Below are 17,531 nucleotides of genomic sequence, written 5' to 3' on the forward strand. Positions count from 1 at the left end.
GTCCACCCATGAACCCCGTCGAAGTGCATCAAGGCTCGTCGCCCGTCATTCTGGGCTTGCCGCACACGGGCACTCATGTGCCGGAGGCGATCAAAGCCCGGCTTAACGAACAGGGCCAGCTTCTGACGGATACCGACTGGCATGTGCACAGGCTTTATGATGGCCTTCTTGATGGCGTGACCACAGTGCGGGCGACGTTCCACCGCTATGTGATCGACGCCAATCGCGACCCGTCGGGCGAGAGCCTTTATCCGGGGCAGAACACCACGACCCTCGTGCCGCTGACGGACTTCGACAACCGACCCATCTGGCGCGAGGGCGAAGAGCCGACAGAACAGGATGTCAGACACCGGGTGGATGCCTTTCATCGGCCTTATCACGCGGCGCTTGAGGCGGAGATCGCGCGGGTGAAAGCGCTTCATGGCGTGGCGATCCTCTATGATTGCCATTCCATCCGCTCTCACTGCCCATTCCTTTTTGAAGGGCAGCTGCCCGATTTCAACATCGGCACCAATCACGGCAAGACCTGTGCACCGGAAATCGAGACGGCGACAGCGGATATCTGCGCTGCGGCGGACGGCTATTCGAGCGTGCTCAATGGCCGCTTTGTCGGCGGGTGGACAACGCGACACTACGGTAGGCCGGAGCACGGCGAACATGCCATCCAGATGGAGCTGGCGCAGGCAACGCATCTGAAGAGCGAGGCTGTCCCGTTCGATTATTCCGAGGAAAAGGCGGCGCGCCTGCGGCCGCATCTCAAAGCCATTCTGGCGCGTCTTACCGAGATCGCGCCGTCCTTGAAGGGGAAATGAAGCATGACCAATCCGCGTCACAACATTCGTGAAGTCCGGGCACCGCGCGGGGCCGATCTGAATGCCAAGGGCTGGATGACGGAAGCGCCGCTCCGGATGCTGATGAACAACCTCGATCCCGATGTGGCCGAGAACCCGAATGAGCTGGTCGTCTATGGCGGCATTGGGCGGGCTGCCCGCACATGGGACGATTTCGACCGCATTGCTTCGACCCTCAAGACGCTTGAGGAGGATGAGACGCTGCTTGTCCAGTCCGGCAAGCCGGTGGGCGTGTTCCGCACCCACAAGGATGCGCCACGTGTTCTTATCGCCAATTCCAATCTCGTGCCGCACTGGGCCAATTGGGATCACTTCAACGAACTCGATAAGAAGGGTCTGATGATGTACGGCCAGATGACGGCCGGCTCGTGGATCTATATCGGCTCGCAAGGCATCGTTCAGGGCACCTATGAGACCTTTGTCGAGGCTGGGCGCCAGCATTATGGCGGCGACCTGAAAGGCAAGTGGATCCTGACGGCAGGTCTGGGCGGCATGGGCGGTGCGCAGCCGCTGGCGGCGGTGATGGCCGGTGCCTGCTGTCTTGCCATCGAATGCGATGAGACGCGCATCGATTTCCGCATCCGCACCCGCTATGTGGACGAGAAGGCCCAGACGCTGGACGAGGCGCTGGAGATGATCGATCGCTGGACGAAGGCGGGCGAGGCAAAGTCGGTCGGTCTGGTCGGCAATGCGGCTGAGATCGTGCCGGAGCTGGTGCGGCGCGGGGTGAGGCCGGACATGGTGACCGACCAGACATCCGCGCATGATCCGGTGAACGGCTATCTGCCCAAGGGCTGGACTGTGGCCGAGTGGCGCGAGAAGCGCGAGAGCGATCCGAAGGCCGTGGAGAAGGCGGCCCGTGCCTCGATGCGCGAGCATGTGGAGGCGATGGTTGCCTTCTGGAATGAGGGCATCCCGACGCTCGATTATGGCAACAATATCCGTCAGGTGGCGCTGGAAGAGGGGCTGGAGAACGCCTTCGCTTTCCCCGGTTTCGTGCCGGCCTATATCCGCCCGCTCTTTTGTCGTGGGGTTGGCCCGTTCCGCTGGGCGGCGCTTTCGGGTGACCCGGAAGACATCTACCGCACCGATGAGAAGGTGAAAGAGCTTCTGCCCGACAATGAACATCTGCATCGCTGGCTCGACATGGCGAAGGAGCGCATCGCGTTTCAGGGCTTGCCGGCGCGCATCTGCTGGGTCGGGCTTGGCGACCGGCACCGGCTGGGGCTGGCCTTCAACGAAATGGTAGCCAAGGGTGAATTGAAGGCGCCGGTGGTGATCGGGCGCGATCATCTGGATTCCGGTTCCGTAGCCTCACCCAACCGCGAGACCGAGGCCATGAAGGACGGTTCGGATGCCGTGTCTGACTGGCCGCTGCTCAATGCATTGCTCAATTGTGCCTCCGGAGCGACCTGGGTGTCGCTGCATCATGGCGGCGGCGTGGGCATGGGCTTTTCCCAGCATTCGGGCATGGTGATCTGTGCCGACGGCACGGAGGATGCAGCGCGCCGCCTCGAGCGGGTGCTGTGGAACGACCCGGCAACCGGCGTGATGCGCCATGCCGACGCGGGCTATGACATTGCGCTCGACTGGGCCAAGGAAAAAGGCTTGCGGCTGCCGGGGATTCTTGGAAATTAACAAAACAACAGCACAGAGGGGTCTAAAATGAAAAGACGTCAATTTCTGAAAACTGCCGGCGTTGCCGGTGTGGCGACGGGGCTTGCAGCGCCGGCGATCGCGCAGGATAAAATCACCTGGAAGATGGTTACGGCCTGGCCGAAGAACCTGCCGGGCCCGGGTGTTGCGGCGCAGATGCTGGCTGATCGCATCACCGCGCTCTCCGGTGGGCGGCTGGAAGTGAAGCTCTATGCCGCTGGCGAACTGGTGCCTGGCAACGGTGTGTTCGATGCCGTGTCTGAAGGCACGGCAGAGCTCTACCACGCGGTTCCCTCCTACTGGGGCTCCAAGTCGCGCGGCATTCTCCTGTTCGGTTCGCAGCCTTTCGGTCTGCGCGCGGACGAGCAGCTCGGCTGGTTGATCCACGGCGGCGGACAGGCGCTCTATGACGAGATGTATGGCCGCTTCGGGCTGAAGCCGTTCCTTTGCGGCAACTCCGGCCCGCAGTGGCAGGGCTGGTTCCGCAATGAGATCAATTCAGTAGACGATCTCAAGGGCCTGCGTTTCCGCACCACCGGTCTCGCCTCCGAAATGTGCGCCAAGCTCGGTATGGCCGTGCAAGCCATGGGTGGCGGCGACATGTTCCAGGGCCTTCAGTCCGGGACGATCGATGCGGGCGAATTCATCGGCCCATGGACGGATTCGGCGCTTGGCTTCTATCAGGTCGCGAAAAACTACTACTGGCCGGGTGTCGGCGAACCCTCCTCAGCGGAGGAATGCGCGGTGAACAAGGCCGCCTATGATGCGCTGCCGGAGGATCTCCAGCAGGCTGTCGCCTATGCCTGTGAATCGCTCTACAATCCCGTCTGGACCGAATACACGACCAAGCATGCCGCTGCGCTGAAGCAGCTTGTGGCCGAGCAGGGCGTGCAGGTGAAGCAGCTTCCCGAGGATGTGATCGTCGCCATGGGCAATGCGGCGGGCGAGGTGATCGCCGAGTTGCGCGAAGATGACGACGAGCTGGTGAAGCGCATTGTCGAGAGCTTCCTCGAATATCGTTCCGGCATTGCCGATTACATGGTCTACGCGGACAACGGGCAGATGAACGCCCGGGCGCTGGACTATAATTACGGCGGCTGATGCCAACGACGGGGCTGGGCTTTGGCGCCCGGCCCCTTTCAATTCGGGGATGCTCTTCATGCTGGGGCTTGCAGACAGATTAGACCAGATCAACCGGGCGGTGGGTGCGGCCGTGCGCTGGCTGGCGCTTGCCATGGTGCTGGTTCAGTTTGGAACGGTCGTGCTGCGCTATGTGTACGGCATCAGCTTCATCTTCATGAACGAGACCGTGCTTTATCTGCATGCCACGCTGTTCATGCTCGCAGCCGGCTACACGCTTCTGGTCGACGGCCATGTACGCGTGGATATCTTCTACGGCCTGCTGGGACCACGCGGAAAGGCGCGCATCGACATTTTCGGGGCGCTCTGTTTCCTCATCCCCTCCACAGTCATGATCGCCTGGTTCTCCTGGCCTTCGGTTCGCAACTCCTGGTCAATCATGGAGGGGGCGATTTCCGTCGGCGGCATTCCCGCCTCCTTCTTGCTCAAGTCGCTGATTCCCGCGTTCTGTGCGTTGCTCATCGTTCAGGGGCTTGCCTGCATTCTGCGCGATCTTGCGCGTCTTCGTGAAGAAAATCCCGGCGCATGACCTTACCCCTCGACATCCTGATGTTTGCGGCCCTCATCGTCGCGATCCTGATCGGCTATCCGGTTTCTTTCATGCTGGCTGGAACCGCTGCGTTATTCGCCTTCCTGGGCTGGATGACGGGGCAGTTCGACGTCGGGTTACTGGGGGCGCTGGGGCAGCGTGTGTTCGGCACGCTTACCAATGAAGTGCTCATCGCCATCCCCCTTTTCGTGTTCATGGGCGTGGTGCTTGAAAAGAGCCGCATCGCGGAAGAACTGCTCGAGACGATGGGCCGGCTTTTCGGCGGCTTACGTGGAGGTCTTGGCGTTTCGGTGGTGCTGGTGGGAGCGCTGCTTGCCGCCTCCACCGGGATTGTGGGCGCGACGGTGGTGGCTATGGGGCTTATTGCGCTGCCCACCATGGTGCGCAACGGCTACGATCCCAAGCTTGCTTCAGGCGTTGTGTGTACATCCGGAACGCTTGGCCAGATCATACCGCCTTCGACGCTGCTCATCATCCTGTCCGACGTGATGTCCACCGCCTATCAGCAGGCGCAGTATGAGCAGGGCAAGTTCACCATTGAAACGATTTCGGTGGGACAGGTCTTCGCCGCAGCCCTGTTGCCTGGACTGACGCTTGTCGCTGTCTATATCGCCTACCTGATGACGCGGGCTGCACTGAAACCGGAAACGGCTCCCGCGTTAATGGAGGCCGGTGACAGACCCGGCCGCCAAGAGGTGCAGCGCGCGGTGATTCCTCCTGTTCTGCTTATCGTTGCTGTATTGGGCTCCATTCTCGGTGGGGTTGCCACACCAAGCGAAGCGGCCAGTGTGGGCGCGATCGGCGCCTTGCTTCTGGCCGGTGTCCGCAGTGAGGGAAATGACCGCCTGATTGTGCTGGGCGCGGCTGCCCTTGGCGCTGTGGCCGTGCTTGCCGGCCTTTTTCCCGTGCGTCTGCAGCGCAGCGATGCCGGTTTGTTCGAGTGGGGCATGGCGGCGCTCACGACCGGGCTACTGGTGCTTGGCGTCATTGCCATCGTCATATCCATCGGCAGGGCGCGCAGGCGAGGTATTCTTACCCCCATTGTCACCTCCACCATGACGGTGACGGCGATGATCTTTGCCACGATCCTGACGGCAAGCGTCTTTTCGCTGGTTTTTCGGGGACTGGGTGGAGATGCCCGGGTGGAGGATATTCTTCATTCGATGCCGGGTGGACCACAGGGCGCGTTGATTTTCGTGATGGCGATGATCTTCATTCTCGGTTTCTTCCTCGATTTCGTGGAAATCTCGGTGATCGTCCTTCCGCTGGTGGCGCCGATCCTGATCCTCATGGGACATGATCCGCTGTGGCTTTCGATCCTGATCGCCATCAATCTGCAGACATCGTTCCTGACCCCACCCTTCGGTTTCTCGCTGTTCTACTTGCGGGCGGCGGCACCCAAAGAAATCACCACCGGACAGATTTATCGCGGCGTCATTCCATTCATCATCCTGCAAATCGTCGGAATGGGCGTGATCTGGCTGCTGCCGTCGATTTCGACCTGGCTGCCCGGAACGATCTTTTAGGCCAAAGCCAGTGAAAGCTGGCTCAGCCGCTGCTCAAGTGTTGATCCAGAAGGCCCTGTCTGGTCCACCGCAGCTTGACAAGGGGTGTCTGGATCATTGATGAGCCGGTAAACAACTCTAAGGGAGCGCCCGCTCATGCTTAAGACGCCCTATCTCCTGTTTCTTGGTGATGCCCCCGATGCCCTGACTGCAAAGGTCGCCCAAGGGATCAAGGACTGGCGCCCGGAGTTCTGTGTGGGCCAGCTCCGTCTCGATGGTTGCAAGGCGGATCTGGGACTCAAGGAAATGTCCATCGCCGAAGCGAAGGAAGCCGGCGCTCAGACGCTCGTGGTGGGGGCCGCAAATCGCGGCGGCGTTATCTCACAGAGCTGGATGGCGACCCTCGTGGAAGCGGCTGAGGCCGGCATGGATATCGCTTCTGGACTGCACAACCGGCTGACAGCGCAGCCTGCTCTGGTGGCGGCCGCCGAGAAAGCGGGGACGCAACTTTTTGACGTTCGCGTGCCTCAGGAAGAGTACCCTATCGCGGACGGCAAAAGACGGACTGGCAAGCGGTGTCTGGCGGTTGGAACGGATTGCTCCGTCGGCAAGATGTACACCGCACTCGCCATGGAGCGTGAAATGCGTGAGCGCGGTATGAAAGCCACGTTCCGTGCTACAGGCCAGACAGGCATTCTGATAACCGGCTCGGGCGTTCCGCTTGACGCGGTGGTGGCCGATTTCATGGCCGGGGCTGTCGAACACATCACGCCGGACAATGATGCCGATCACTGGGATCTCATCGAGGGACAGGGCAGTCTCTTCCATCCCTCGTTCTCCGGCGTGACCATGGCCCTGATCCACGGCGGACAGGCCGATGCGCTGGTGCTTTGTCACGAGCCGACGCGCACTCACATGCGAGGTCTGCCGCACTATCAGCTTCCCACGCTGGAGGCATTGCGCGATCTCGCGCTGCAGACAGCGCGTGTGGTCAACCCGGACGTCAAGGTGGTGGGTATCTCGGTGAACACTGCAGCGCTGAGCGACGCCGAGGCAAAGGCCTGCCTTGAGGAGATCGAAGCTCGTATGGGGCTTCCCACGGCTGATCCGTTCCGTCAGGGCGCTGCGCGTCTCGTTGACGCACTGGGCTGAGGGCGGACAGCACTCGCCCCTGTCAGGCTGACGCGTCACTCTGCCCCGTGACAATCGTGCGGGGCAGCAGGATCAAGCAGATGCCTGGAAGGAGCAGCTTCCGCAGTCAACCGTTTGCCATCGTGACAGCACGCTTTGCCATGGCGACGATGAGGCTGGCACGATAGTCCGCGCTTGCGTGGATATCGGTCATCAAATTTTCCGCCGGCACAGTGAGGCTATCCAACGCGCTTGCGCTAAAATCGGTGCTCAGGGCGTCTTCCAGTTCGGAGCAGCGGAACACGCCGTCATCACCGGCGCCAGTAACAGCGGCACGGACGGTTTCCCTCTTCCGTGCAATGAAAACGCCGGTCATCGCATAGCGCGAAGCGGGATTGGGGAACTTGCCGTAGCCGGCTTTCTCCGGAGCTTCAAAGCGAATGGCGGTGATCAACTCATTGTCATCCAAAGCCGTTTCGAACAGGCCAGTGAAGAAATCTTCTGCTGCGATTTCGCGCTGGCTGGTGATGATGGTTGCGGCCAGGGCGAGCATTGCTGCGGGATAGTCGGCGGCGGGGTCATTGTTTGCAAGTGAGCCGCCGATCGTCCCCATATGACGAACCTGAGGGTCGCCAATGAAGGAGGCGAGATAAGACAAAGCGGGGCATGTGCTTCGGATCTCGCTGCTCGCAGCGACCTCCGCATGCGTGACGCCCGCACCGATAGTGATTTCTCTATCGGTAATGGAGATTGATTTCAGTTCGGCCACGTGACGCAAATCCACGAGGTCGGATGGTGCGGCCAGACGTGTTTTCATGGCGGGGATCAGGGTCTGTCCGCCTGCTAAGAACTTACCGTCCTCGGCGGTTTCGAGCAGGCTCAGGGCTTCGTTTATCGACCCAGCGCGGTGATAATTGACGTCATACATTGTCTGGTCTCCGGGTCATGCAGCTTTGTTGGCGGTGCTGCACATCGCCTCGGAAGCAGCCATGATTGCCTTGACGATGTTGTGATAGCCGGTGCAGCGGCAAATATTGCCTTCGAGCTCTTCACGCACCGTCTTTTCGTCGAGCCCCTCAGGGTGCCTCCGTATCATGTCTGTCGCGGCCATGATCATGCCCGGCGTACAGAAACCACATTGGAGACCATGGTGTTCCTTGAAAGCGGCCTGAACGGGGTGAAGGTCCTCGCCCTTGGCCAAACCTTCAATGGTGGTGATCGATGCGCCCTCGGCCTGCACAGCGAGCATGGAGCAAGACTTGACCGACTGACCGTCCATATGAACCGTGCAAGCTCCGCACTGCGACGTCTCACATCCCACATGCGTTCCGGTCAGTCCAAGATTGTCGCGCAGAAACTGCACGAGCAGGGTTCTGCCTTCGACGGTGCCCGAAACCGTTTTTCCGTTCACCGTCATCGTCACGTCTGTCATGGAATACCTGCCTACTGGAATTTTCGGTGGCTGATACGCTGGTTGGTTATCAACTTAACCTATGCAGCTGTCCTGTCCATGCCCTGCAGCAATTCAAGCACGGTGAAGCCGGCAGCTAATGGCCCGAAGGGTTTGAGGGTGGCGCGGAAAGCCTTTTTGGATGAGGAAACTGTAAGCCTCTGTGTACGCTCGCCATGGGGAACTGCTTTGTATTTCAAGAATCGCACCAAACGCGCGGCAATGGAAGATCATGTCCGAAGCTCTGACTTCCTGAGCGCCGATGGAGATGAGCATCGAAAGAATTATCGCTGATTTATGCATCGCATCCTCCTTCAATAAATTTGTATGAACTTGTAAAAATATTCAATAATTTTCGATTTATGCTTAAAGTGTTATCCGGTTGCGCGTGTTGTAGCGTTTGATGGAAAGCGCGAAAATTCAACTCGGGCGCTTGATCTGGTAAGCGAATGAGGCTATCAGGCTGGCCGCTCGCCGGGCCCATTGGGTTTGAGGACCGGTCTTCCGGTTTGATTGGCAGACTCGCTCGACAATTTGGTTGCGAAAGCCTGCCGGGGCGGGTATGTGCACGGTGAAGTGCTTCGCGGACCTTTCGAAACCGGGTTTGGCGGGGTGCGAGAAAAGGGCCGCTTTAGCTCAGTTGGTAGAGCATCGCATTCGTAATGCGGAGGTCGTCAGTTCGAGTCTGACAAGCGGCACCATTTACAGGTCTCCCACACAACTCTCCGGACAATTCGTGATTGCCCGTCTGAACGCGGGACTCGGGTTCTCATCCTTCAAACCGGCTTATCACCCTTCAGGCGACGATCCCAGTCTTCGACCTTGCCCGACGCGAGGCGGCGTTGGGCATAGCGCCGCCATCCGTCCGGAAGTTTTTCGAGCGCTGCCATCTGTTCGAGTTCATCACGATCCAGGGTTTTTACGTAAAGGATCTGCCAAAGGCGTTTGAGCGGCCAGTCCTGCAAGGGTCGCTCAATGCGCTCGAGAATATCTCCCGATGAAACCTCGCCTTCCTCCAGAACCCGATAATACCAGCCGGTTCGGCCGGTCTTCTGAACCTGGTGGGCCATGGTGTTGACACCAAAGCGGCTGTTCAGTTTCCAGCAGGGCTGGCGGCCCTGAGAGACTTCCACCACCGCGTTTCCGAGCCGGAAAACATCGCCAAGAGCCACGGTCTCCTCTGTCAGCCCGTAGGTGGACAGGTTCTCGCCGAAGGCGCCGGCAGATGCGAGGAGGGGATGGTTGCCGATCTCTTGACACCAGCTAGCGTAATGGTCGCGCGGATAATGGTGAACGGCCTTGTCCGGGCCGCCATGGACCTTGGTGTCGCCCTGATGGTCGCCGACGAAGCCCGTCGTGCTCAACCATAATGGACCTTGGACGACGCGCTTGTCGATCCCGGTGGGAACGTTTCGGTCACCCAGCGGGGCAATCTTGCCTGTCAGTATGGCCTGCACCGGTGTCTTGTCGATTTCGGACACGAACGGGCTCCGTTGTGTGTGTGTGTGTGTGTGTGTGTTGAATTCCCGTCCAGCATAGCTCGCGCCCGCAGCGTGCGGCAGGGCCAGTTGGCGGGTCGTGGTGATCCGCGCCTGTGGAAAAATCGGGGAGGCTGCGAAACCTGCCCGTGCCTGGCGGGCGTTGCCGGAGAAGCAGAGTTTTTGATAGGCTCAGGGCTCGTTCATGGCCGTTGACCTGAGGGGGAAGGTATGGCGACCACAAAATTGTTGCAGCGAGGGGACCGAAGGGAACCCTCGGTTTCGCCTGCCTTATCGCGCGGATTGCGTTTGCTCTCTGTGTTCGCCGATGCACCTGTATGGCTCAGCAATTCGGATATCGCCGGGCGCACTGAGCTTCCCGCGGCAACTGTCGCCCGACTGACGAAATCGCTGACAGGGATGGGGTTGCTACACTACAGCAGCAGTCGTCGGCGTTTCCGCCTTGCACCCGGTGTTGTTCGGCTTGGTTATGGCGCTCGGAGCGAGACGCAAATCATCGAATTCATACGCCCTCATCTCCAAGATGTCGCAGACAGATTTCGTGTGCATACAGCACTTGCGGTTCTGGACGGGATCGAAGCCCTGCATCTGGAGGTTTGCCACAGCACAGCGACCCTTGTGACCTTGCGGCTGGAGGCGGGCTCCAGAGTGTCGATTGCCGGAACGCCGGTGGGGCATGCATTGCTTGCTGGTCTGGAGCCGGAGCAGCGCCACTCCTTTTTGAGCGATCTTGCACGGCATCACGGCAAAGACTGGCATATGCTTGAGCCTCAGGTCGAACAGGGGTTGGCCGAGATCGCCGGTAGCGGGTTTACGCTTTCACTGGGAGGATGGCATCCTGATATCCACGGCGTGGCGGTGCCGCTCAAGCCTTCCGACCAGCCTGCTGTCATGTCGCTCGGCTGTGGTGCTCCCCGGGGGCAAATGCCGCTTCCAATGTTAAAGGAGCTCGGCCAGGAGCTTGTGAGGCTTTCGGCAGCCTTAACATCCGGGCGCGCGAGCGCCTGAATCGTATCCGCAAGAAACGCCACATTCCCGGCGGGGCTTGTATCAGGAGTCTTCCAGGTATCGAACGCCCATTGCCGCGCATTTGCGCTGGATCAGCTCGACCGCTGCAAGCAGGTCCTTCATCGGACCGGCTGAATCCCTTTCGGAGCGAGCGCTCGCTGGCAAGACGATCTCCAGTGCCAGAACCGCGTTGTTGAGATGCAAGGGGGCGGCCATAAGGAGGACGTTTTCTTCCTCAAGCATCAATCTGAAACAGCCGGATGCCCGAAAAAAACAAAAGCTCTCCCGAAGAGCCTCGGTGTCGGTGGTGGTTGGTTCCTCAATCTGTTCGACATCTTCTGCTTCGCCCCGAGTGGTGAAAAGCAGAGCATGACCTGCCGCTGTTTTTGTGAGCGGGTAGGCTGAGCCGACATGGCAACAAGGCGAGCTCACGCGATTTAGGCCGTTGCAAACAACAAGAGAAAGCGCTTCACCTGCATCATCCACGGCCAGGATGCACGTGGCATTGTGCCTGTCAGCAAGGGCCTGCAGGACCGAACGTGCGATCTCGCTGACCGGGGTTTCTCTCAGGAATTTTTCGGAAAGAGCGCTGGCGGTGCGGCCAGGCTGAAAGCGTTCTGCAAATCTGGATTGTTCTACGAAGCCGTGAATTTCCAGCGTCTTTAAGAGCCTGGCGGCGGTGTCGTGTCTCAACGATAAACGCCGGGCCAGTTCATTGGTCGTCATCGGGCCTTCATCCGAAAGCAACCGAACCAATCCAAGTCCGTTTTTTAAAGCGACTGTGCTGCTACTACCTTCGTCTGTCTGTCTCTTCACCGTGTGATTTGCCTTGATAGAAAGGCCCCCAACACGATTTTTAGGCCGATCGGGACCGCCATATCAATACGCTGGCATCTTTCGGGGGCCTGAAATGCCCATAGATCGCAGGATTGTGATCGAACGATCAGATATTTTCCTTTCTGTCGGCTCCTTGAATGGATTTGTGAAAGAAGGGTAAGGCAATCCTTGATGGATCAATCGGGAGGGAAACCGTGGCCGGAACAGATTGGATGCGCCTGGAGGCGGAACGCTGTGTGCTTGGCGAAGGGCCGACTTACGATCGGCACAGCGATACGGCGTGGTGGTTCGATATTCTGGGCAAGGTTCTGTTCGAGCACCGTTTCGCTGACGGGGTGACGCGCTCACATAATCTTCCAGAGCTTTCGTCTGCGGTTGCCCGCGTTGATGACGCGCGACAATTGCTCGTCACCGAAAGCGGTCTTTATCTGCGGAACGTCGAGGATGGAAGCCTGACGCTCCACCGTTCATTGGAGGAAGACAACCCGCGAACCAGGTCCAATGATTCCCGTGTTCATCCCAGCGGAGCCTTCTGGATCGGGACGATGGGAAAGAATGCGGAAAAGGGTGCCGGTTCGATATACTGGTATCGGAAGGGCGAGGTGCGGCGGCTCTATTCCGATATTACGGTCACCAATGCGATCTGCTTCTCGCCTGATGGCCGAGTGGGGTACTTTACGGACACACCGACACTTCAGATCATGCAGGTGCCGCTCGACCCTGAGACGGGATTTCCAGCGGGCGAGCCGTTTCCCTTTGCAAAACCATCCAGTGACGGCGAGCCGGATGGCGCGGTGGTCGATGCCGAGGGCAATCTCTGGGTTGCCCGGTGGGGTGGTCATGGCGTGGAGATCTATTCGGCACAGGGTGTGCTGCTTCGCAAGGTCGATCTGCCGGCAGCACTCATCACCTGTCCGGCGTTCGTTGGACCCAAGGCTGACAAGCTTCTGGTTACATCCGCTTCCATCGACGTAGACCCGGACAGTGCGGATGGCGCTTCTGCCGGCAGCGTATTCCTGGGTGATCTGGGCAAGCCGATGGGCAAACTCGAACCCGACGTTCTTATCGGCTGATATGGTTTCTCCGTGTTTCAGTATCCACTGAGATGCGGGAGCCAGGTGGATAGCGCCGGGATGAAGGTCAGGGCGAGAAGCACGACAAGATGAACCACCAGAAACGGCGGCATTTCCCGGATCATTTCACTGACACGAATTTTCACGGCCGATGACACCACGAAAAGCAGCGCGCCGACCGGTGGAGTGAGGAGCCCGAGCGTCAGGTTGACGATGACCACGATGGCGAAGTGTATGGGATCTATGCCCAGCGAATAGGCGATAGGGCCAAGGATCGGAACAAGGATCATGACACCGGGCAGGGGATCCATGAACAGCCCAAAGGCGAGCAGGAGCACGTTTACCGCCAGAAGAAAGAGGACTGGACTCAGTTCCCAAGCGACAATTGTCGAAGCAATGGCCTGAGGAATGCCTTCGATAATGATGATCCAAGCAAATGCGCGTGCGGCAGCGAGGATCAACAGGATCGCGACCGTGACCAATGCAGATCGAAAGAGAATGTCGGGAAGGTCGCGCACTCTCAACGAACGATAGATGAACATGCCGCACAAAAGCGCATAGAACACGGCCACCACAGAGGCCTCTGTGGGTGTGAACAATCCACTGCGGATACCACCGATGATAAGGACAATAAGAAAGATGGCCGGTAGGGCTTGAACACTTGTCCGCATCATCTCGCGCAGGGTGGGGCGCGGGGCGCTGCTTCGGAATCCCCGTTTGCGGCAGACATACCAATTGGTTGCGGCCATCGAGAGCGAAATCAGTATCCCGGGAATGATGCCAGCCATGAACAGGGCGATGACGGACACGTTCTCATCCTGCATGGCGTAGAGGATCATGATGATGGATGGCGGTATGATGGGGCCGACAACCGACGCGGATGCGGTCAGCGCGCTCGCATAGGATTTGTCGTAGCCATCCTTTTCCATCATGCGGATCATCATGGCACCGGGGCCGGCGGCATCCGCAAGGGCAGAGCCCGAAATGCCCGCAAACATGGTGGAGGAGACGACATTTGCATAACCCAGCCCGCCTCGGAAATGGCCGACAAACTGCGAAGCGAAGCGCAGCAGGATCTGGGTCATAGCGCCGCTCGACATCAGTTCCGCTGCGAGGATGAAAAACGGCACGGCCATCAGCGGAAAACTATCGAGGCCGGAAAACATCTCCTTGACGATGACGATCTGCGGATAGGTGCTGCCGAGGCTGATCGCCGCCCACACAGCAAGCGCCAGCGAGAAGGCCACCGGCATGCCGATGATAAGCAGGGCGAAAAAAGAAGCGAAGAGGATCAATGCCACGGCGTCTAGTCCCGGTTGGCCACGATATGAGTGTCCCCGCTCTCAAGTAGGGCGGCCGACGGCGTATCGGTTTCGATTTCAGCGAACCGGTTCTCCATCACGAAGGGACGGGCGATCAAAAGCAGATGCACGATAAGAAGGCCAAAGCCTATCGGCATGGCAGCGTAGATATAGCTGAAAGATACGCGCGTCGCCGGCGTGAGCTGAAAACGGGCGCGATCCATGTAATTCATTCCCATCCAGATCATGATGGCGAAGAAAGCAAGAAGAAGGCACAGGATGAGAATGCGCACGGCGCGTTGGCCTTTTGTCCCGAGCATCTCCTGGAAGTTGCTCACGGCCACGTGACCACCCGTGCGCAGCGCGAGGCCGGCACCGAGGAAGGTCATCCAGATCATCAGGTACCGGGCGACTTCCTCTGACCAGGTGATGGAGAAATTTGTGAGATAGCGCAGCGTCACGTTTGCGAAAACGATGACCGCCATGGCGCCCAGCAACAGCACCAGAGCCCATTTGTTGAGGGCTATGAAATATCGCTCAAAAGTTTTCACCGATCCTCCCCGACCTGCGCGTCCTGCGGCTGTCCCCGCAGCACCACAGCATGCAGAACCCATCCTGTTTAGACCAACATGATGAAGCGTGGAAACCAGCCTAAGGCGAAAAATGCGGCATAAAGCAAAAACTCCGGGCGGCAGTCGCGCGGACCGTCGCCCGGAGTTCCAAACTCTGGGAGTGTTATTCGGTCGCGATGATCTGGTCGATCAGCGCCTTGTCGTACTGTTCATAGTATTTTTCGTAGGCCGGCTGAACGGCCTGCTGGAAGGCGGCTTTCTGCTCGGCGGTCAGTTCGCCGACTTCCATGCCCTCTTCCCTGAGCTGCTTCACGCCCGAGGACTCAACATTGTCGACATAGGCGCGCATGGCTTTGACGGCCTCGGTTGCGCCTTCCTCGAAAGCTTTCTTGTCTTCATCGTTCATACCGTCCCAAAGCTGGCGGGAAACAAGCAGCATCGCCGGCGAATAGACGTGGCCGGAGAGCGTCAGATATTTCTGCACTTCGGAAAGCTTAGCGGAGGTGATGACGGAAAGGGGATTTTCCTGGCCGTCGATCGTGCCCTGCTGAAGTGACGAGATGACCTCCGGCCATGCCATCGGTGTCGGCGCCGCGCCCAGCGTCTCAAACGCGGTGATGTGGATCGGGTTTTCCATCGTGCGCAATTTGAGCCCGGCGACATCCTCGGGCTTGCCGATCGTGTTGCGATTGTTGGTGATATGGCGGAACCCCTGTTCACCCCAGGCGAGGGCCACGAGGCCGACGTCGTCGAACTTCGCGAGGATGTTCTGACCAATTTCGCCGTCCAGCACCTTGCGTGCATGGGTGAGGTCGCGGAACAGGAACGGGATGTCGAACACACCGGTTTCGGGCACGAAATTGCTGAGCGTTCCGGAAGACACGATGGTGGCCTCGATCGTGCCGATCTGAAGGCCCTCGATTACTTCGCGTTCACCACCCAGACCGGAGGACGGAAAATGACGGAAGGAATAGCGGCCATCGGTCTTTGCCTCGACGACTTCCTGCCATTTCTCGGCTGCGACACCATAATGCGAGGTGGGTGCGAGCGCGTAACCGATCTTGATTTCCTGCTGGGCCTGAGCGGCGGATGTGCCGGCGACGATGCCAAGCGCGGTTACAATTGCCGCTAACGGCGCCGTATATCTTGCGGAAAATTTCATCTCTCTCTCCCGTTGTAAAATTTCGTTGCGATTCAGGTCTCCCATTCGCTGAAAGGCTGTGGCCTATCGCGGCTATTCAGTCAATGCACCGTGGCTGGCAGGACCAGCAAGTTTGGCGAATTTGGCCAGAACGCCGGTGTGGTAGCGCGGCTTGGGCTGACACCAGCCGGCGCGCCGCCGTGCAAGCTCTTCCTCACTCACGTCCAGATGAAGGAGGTGCCGGTCTGCATCGATGGTGATCCTGTCTCCCTCCTCGACGAGTGCGATGGTGCCGCCTTCAAAAGCTTCAGGAGTTACATGACCGACCAGAAAACCCCAGGACCCGCCGGAAAAGCGACCATCTGTGATGAGGCCTACCGTTTCGCCCAGACCGCGTCCTATCAAAGCAGAACTGGGGGCAAGCATCTCGGGCATGCCGGGTCCGCCTTTTGGGCCAAGATAGCGCAGAACCATCACGTCGCCGGGGCGGATCCTGTCCGATAGAATTGCATCAAGGGCCGATTGCTCATCTTCAAAGACGCGGGCAGGACCAGTGATGCTGGTGGATTTAAGGCCAGTGATCTTGGCGACCGCGCCGTCTTCGGCAAGGTTGCCTCTCAAAATGGCTAGATGGCCTTGCGCATAAAGCGGCTTCTCGATGGGGCGAATGACGTTCTGTGCTTCGGAAGGCCTGTCAGGAATTCCGGCAAGCTCCTGTGCGAGGGTGCGCCCGGTGATCGTGAGGCAATCTCCATTCAGAAGGCCGGCTTCAAGCAGAATCTTGAGCACCTGCGGGACACCACCGGCGCGATGGAGATCGACTGCCATGTATTGGCCTGATGGCTTCAGATCACACAAGACCGGTATTTTGCGGCGCACCCGCTCAAAATCGTCGAGTGACCATTCGATTTCGGCGGCACGGCAGATGGCAAGATAATGCAGCACGGCATTGGTGGACCCGCCCGTTGCCATGACGAGGGCGATGGCATTTTCGACGCTCTGGCGGGTGATGATGTCGCGGGGTCTGCGGCCCGCCCGCACTGCATCAAGCAGGACATGGGCCGAACGGGCGGCGGATTGGCGCTTCTCTTCGTGGACATTGGCCATCGTTGAGGACCCCAACAAGGACATGCCCAGAGCCTCGAAGGATGCGCTCATCGTGTTGGCGGTGTACATACCGCCACAGGCCCCAGTGCCGGGGATGGCGTTGCGTTCAATGGCATCGAACTCTTCGCGGGTGATCCTGCCGGCTTTGAATGCTCCGACGGCCTCGAAGGCAGAGACGAGATTGAGATCTTTGCCATTCAGCCGACCGGGGAGAATTGTGCCGCCATAGACGTAGATCGCGGGAACGTTGGCCCGGGCAATACCGATCATGCCGCCGGGCTTGTTCTTGTCGCAGCCGCCGATGACGAGAACACCATCCATCCATTGGCCCTGCACAGTGGTTTCCACGCAGTCAGCGATGACCTCGCGGGAGACCAGAGAGTACTTCATGCCTTCGGTCCCCATAGACATGCCGTCGGAAATGGTGGGCACGCCGAAGGTCTGCGGGTTACCGCCAGCTTCGCGGACAGCCTCGACGGCAGCATCGGCCAAGGGCTGGAGGCCCGCATTGCAAGGCGTGATGGTGGAGTGGCCATTGGCGATGCCGATCATCGGACGAGAAAAATCTTCCTCCCGATAGCCGAGCGCATAGTACATGGCGCGGTTGGGCGAGCGTTCGATGCCCTGCGTGATGGTCTTCGATCGGTCGTTGGCTGTCATGGCTCTTTCCCGGCGCATACTCAATGTGCGCGAAAGGCTAGGAGAGTTTG

Annotated in this window: 16 protein-coding genes, 1 tRNA gene and 1 pseudogene; 10 read left to right on the top strand and 8 right to left on the bottom strand. The window is 59.2% G+C overall.

Annotated elements, in window-relative coordinates; translation table 11 throughout:
- The first annotated feature begins 8 nt into the window (after nucleotides 1–8).
- From hutG to dgcN, 6 genes are all read left to right on the top strand, one after another.
- A complete protein-coding gene (gene hutG, locus H7H48_RS15290) occupies nucleotides 9–812 on the top strand; it encodes an N-formylglutamate deformylase (protein ID WP_229449896.1) in 804 nt (267 codons plus the stop codon).
- Between the two features lie 3 nt (nucleotides 813–815).
- Entirely contained in the window at nucleotides 816–2,489 is a 1,674-nt protein-coding gene (hutU, locus tag H7H48_RS15295) for a urocanate hydratase (RefSeq protein WP_229449897.1), read from the top strand.
- A gap of 27 nt (nucleotides 2,490–2,516) precedes the next feature.
- Entirely contained in the window at nucleotides 2,517–3,608 is a 1,092-nt protein-coding gene (locus tag H7H48_RS15300) for a TRAP transporter substrate-binding protein (RefSeq protein WP_229449898.1), read from the top strand.
- Nucleotides 3,609–3,666: 58 nt separating this feature from the next.
- Nucleotides 3,667–4,176, top strand: a complete 510-nt coding sequence (locus H7H48_RS15305; protein ID WP_229449899.1) for a TRAP transporter small permease subunit — start codon at nucleotides 3,667–3,669, stop codon at nucleotides 4,174–4,176.
- Nucleotides 4,173–5,723, top strand: a complete 1,551-nt coding sequence (locus H7H48_RS15310) for a TRAP transporter large permease subunit (RefSeq protein ID WP_229449900.1) — start codon at nucleotides 4,173–4,175, stop codon at nucleotides 5,721–5,723. Before H7H48_RS15305 ends, H7H48_RS15310 begins: the two co-directional genes overlap by 4 nt.
- Before the next feature lie 135 nt (nucleotides 5,724–5,858).
- The gene (dgcN, locus tag H7H48_RS15315) at nucleotides 5,859–6,854 is read left to right on the top strand and encodes an N-acetyltransferase DgcN (RefSeq protein WP_229449901.1); all 996 of its coding nucleotides are present in this window, start codon (nucleotides 5,859–5,861) and stop codon (nucleotides 6,852–6,854) included.
- 106 nt (nucleotides 6,855–6,960) lie between these two features.
- On the opposite strand, the gene H7H48_RS15320 is transcribed toward dgcN, so the two are convergent.
- Both H7H48_RS15320 and H7H48_RS15325 read right to left on the bottom strand, forming a co-directional pair.
- The gene (locus H7H48_RS15320; protein WP_229449902.1) at nucleotides 6,961–7,761 is read right to left on the bottom strand and encodes a xanthine dehydrogenase family protein subunit M; all 801 of its coding nucleotides are present in this window, start codon (nucleotides 7,759–7,761) and stop codon (nucleotides 6,961–6,963) included.
- 15 nt (nucleotides 7,762–7,776) lie between these two features.
- Nucleotides 7,777–8,265, bottom strand: a complete 489-nt coding sequence (locus H7H48_RS15325; RefSeq protein ID WP_229449903.1) for a (2Fe-2S)-binding protein — start codon at nucleotides 8,263–8,265, stop codon at nucleotides 7,777–7,779.
- Nucleotides 8,266–8,908: 643 nt separating this feature from the next.
- Here H7H48_RS15325 and H7H48_RS15330 point away from each other — a divergent pair.
- Nucleotides 8,909–8,984: transfer RNA gene (locus tag H7H48_RS15330), tRNA-Thr, on the top strand.
- Between the two features lie 75 nt (nucleotides 8,985–9,059).
- On the opposite strand, the gene H7H48_RS15335 is transcribed toward H7H48_RS15330, so the two are convergent.
- Nucleotides 9,060–9,755 carry an MOSC domain-containing protein gene (locus H7H48_RS15335; protein WP_229450095.1) on the bottom strand — a complete coding sequence of 232 codons (696 nt, stop codon included), beginning with the start codon at nucleotides 9,753–9,755 and terminating at the stop codon, nucleotides 9,060–9,062.
- Between the two features lie 237 nt (nucleotides 9,756–9,992).
- Between H7H48_RS15335 and H7H48_RS20175 the strand changes: the two are divergent.
- Nucleotides 9,993–10,187 (top strand): annotated as a pseudogene (locus tag H7H48_RS20175) (helix-turn-helix domain-containing protein); the annotation flags it as partial.
- 138 nt (nucleotides 10,188–10,325) lie between these two features.
- Nucleotides 10,326–10,790: a hypothetical protein gene (locus H7H48_RS20180; protein ID WP_229450105.1), complete on the top strand. Its 465-nt coding sequence runs from the start codon at nucleotides 10,326–10,328 to the stop codon at nucleotides 10,788–10,790.
- Between the two features lie 42 nt (nucleotides 10,791–10,832).
- On the opposite strand, the gene H7H48_RS15350 is transcribed toward H7H48_RS20180, so the two are convergent.
- A complete protein-coding gene (locus H7H48_RS15350) occupies nucleotides 10,833–11,606 on the bottom strand; it encodes a helix-turn-helix domain-containing protein (RefSeq protein WP_370633392.1) in 774 nt (257 codons plus the stop codon).
- A 215-nt stretch (nucleotides 11,607–11,821) separates the two neighbouring features.
- Here H7H48_RS15350 and H7H48_RS15355 point away from each other — a divergent pair, with 215 nt between their 5' ends.
- Entirely contained in the window at nucleotides 11,822–12,700 is an 879-nt protein-coding gene (locus H7H48_RS15355; RefSeq protein ID WP_370633394.1) for an SMP-30/gluconolactonase/LRE family protein, read from the top strand.
- Between the two features lie 17 nt (nucleotides 12,701–12,717).
- On the opposite strand, the gene H7H48_RS15360 is transcribed toward H7H48_RS15355, so the two are convergent.
- From H7H48_RS15360 to ilvD, 4 genes are all read right to left on the bottom strand, one after another.
- Complete coding sequence (locus tag H7H48_RS15360; RefSeq protein ID WP_229449905.1) at nucleotides 12,718–14,001, bottom strand: TRAP transporter large permease; 1,284 nt, start codon at nucleotides 13,999–14,001, stop codon at nucleotides 12,718–12,720.
- Between the two features lie 5 nt (nucleotides 14,002–14,006).
- Nucleotides 14,007–14,552: a TRAP transporter small permease gene (locus tag H7H48_RS15365; RefSeq protein ID WP_229449906.1), complete on the bottom strand. Its 546-nt coding sequence runs from the start codon at nucleotides 14,550–14,552 to the stop codon at nucleotides 14,007–14,009.
- A 184-nt stretch (nucleotides 14,553–14,736) separates the two neighbouring features.
- Complete coding sequence (locus H7H48_RS15370) at nucleotides 14,737–15,735, bottom strand: TRAP transporter substrate-binding protein (RefSeq protein WP_229449907.1); 999 nt, start codon at nucleotides 15,733–15,735, stop codon at nucleotides 14,737–14,739.
- Nucleotides 15,736–15,807: 72 nt separating this feature from the next.
- Entirely contained in the window at nucleotides 15,808–17,481 is a 1,674-nt protein-coding gene (gene ilvD, locus H7H48_RS15375) for a dihydroxy-acid dehydratase (RefSeq protein ID WP_229449908.1), read from the bottom strand.
- Between the last annotated feature and the right edge of the window lie 50 nt (nucleotides 17,482–17,531).

Source organism: Nitratireductor sp. B36 (assembly GCF_020833685.1).
Classification (GTDB): domain Bacteria; phylum Pseudomonadota; class Alphaproteobacteria; order Rhizobiales; family Rhizobiaceae; genus Nitratireductor.

What these genes read in the sequence shown, in the direction of transcription:
- hutG (WP_229449896.1), top strand. Translation starts at nt 9, where the DNA reads ATGAACCCCGTCGAAGTGCATCAAGGCTCGTCGCCCGTCATTCTGGGC.
- hutU (WP_229449897.1), top strand. Translation starts at nt 816, where the DNA reads ATGACCAATCCGCGTCACAACATTCGTGAAGTCCGGGCACCGCGCGGG.
- H7H48_RS15300 (WP_229449898.1), top strand. Translation starts at nt 2,517, where the DNA reads ATGAAAAGACGTCAATTTCTGAAAACTGCCGGCGTTGCCGGTGTGGCG.
- H7H48_RS15305 (WP_229449899.1), top strand. Translation starts at nt 3,667, where the DNA reads ATGCTGGGGCTTGCAGACAGATTAGACCAGATCAACCGGGCGGTGGGT.
- H7H48_RS15310 (WP_229449900.1), top strand. Translation starts at nt 4,173, where the DNA reads ATGACCTTACCCCTCGACATCCTGATGTTTGCGGCCCTCATCGTCGCG.
- dgcN (WP_229449901.1), top strand. Translation starts at nt 5,859, where the DNA reads ATGCTTAAGACGCCCTATCTCCTGTTTCTTGGTGATGCCCCCGATGCC.
- H7H48_RS15320 (WP_229449902.1), bottom strand. Translation starts at nt 7,761, where the DNA reads ATGTATGACGTCAATTATCACCGCGCTGGGTCGATAAACGAAGCCCTG.
- H7H48_RS15325 (WP_229449903.1), bottom strand. Translation starts at nt 8,265, where the DNA reads ATGACAGACGTGACGATGACGGTGAACGGAAAAACGGTTTCGGGCACC.
- H7H48_RS15370 (WP_229449907.1), bottom strand. Translation starts at nt 15,735, where the DNA reads ATGAAATTTTCCGCAAGATATACGGCGCCGTTAGCGGCAATTGTAACC.
- ilvD (WP_229449908.1), bottom strand. Translation starts at nt 17,481, where the DNA reads ATGACAGCCAACGACCGATCGAAGACCATCACGCAGGGCATCGAACGC.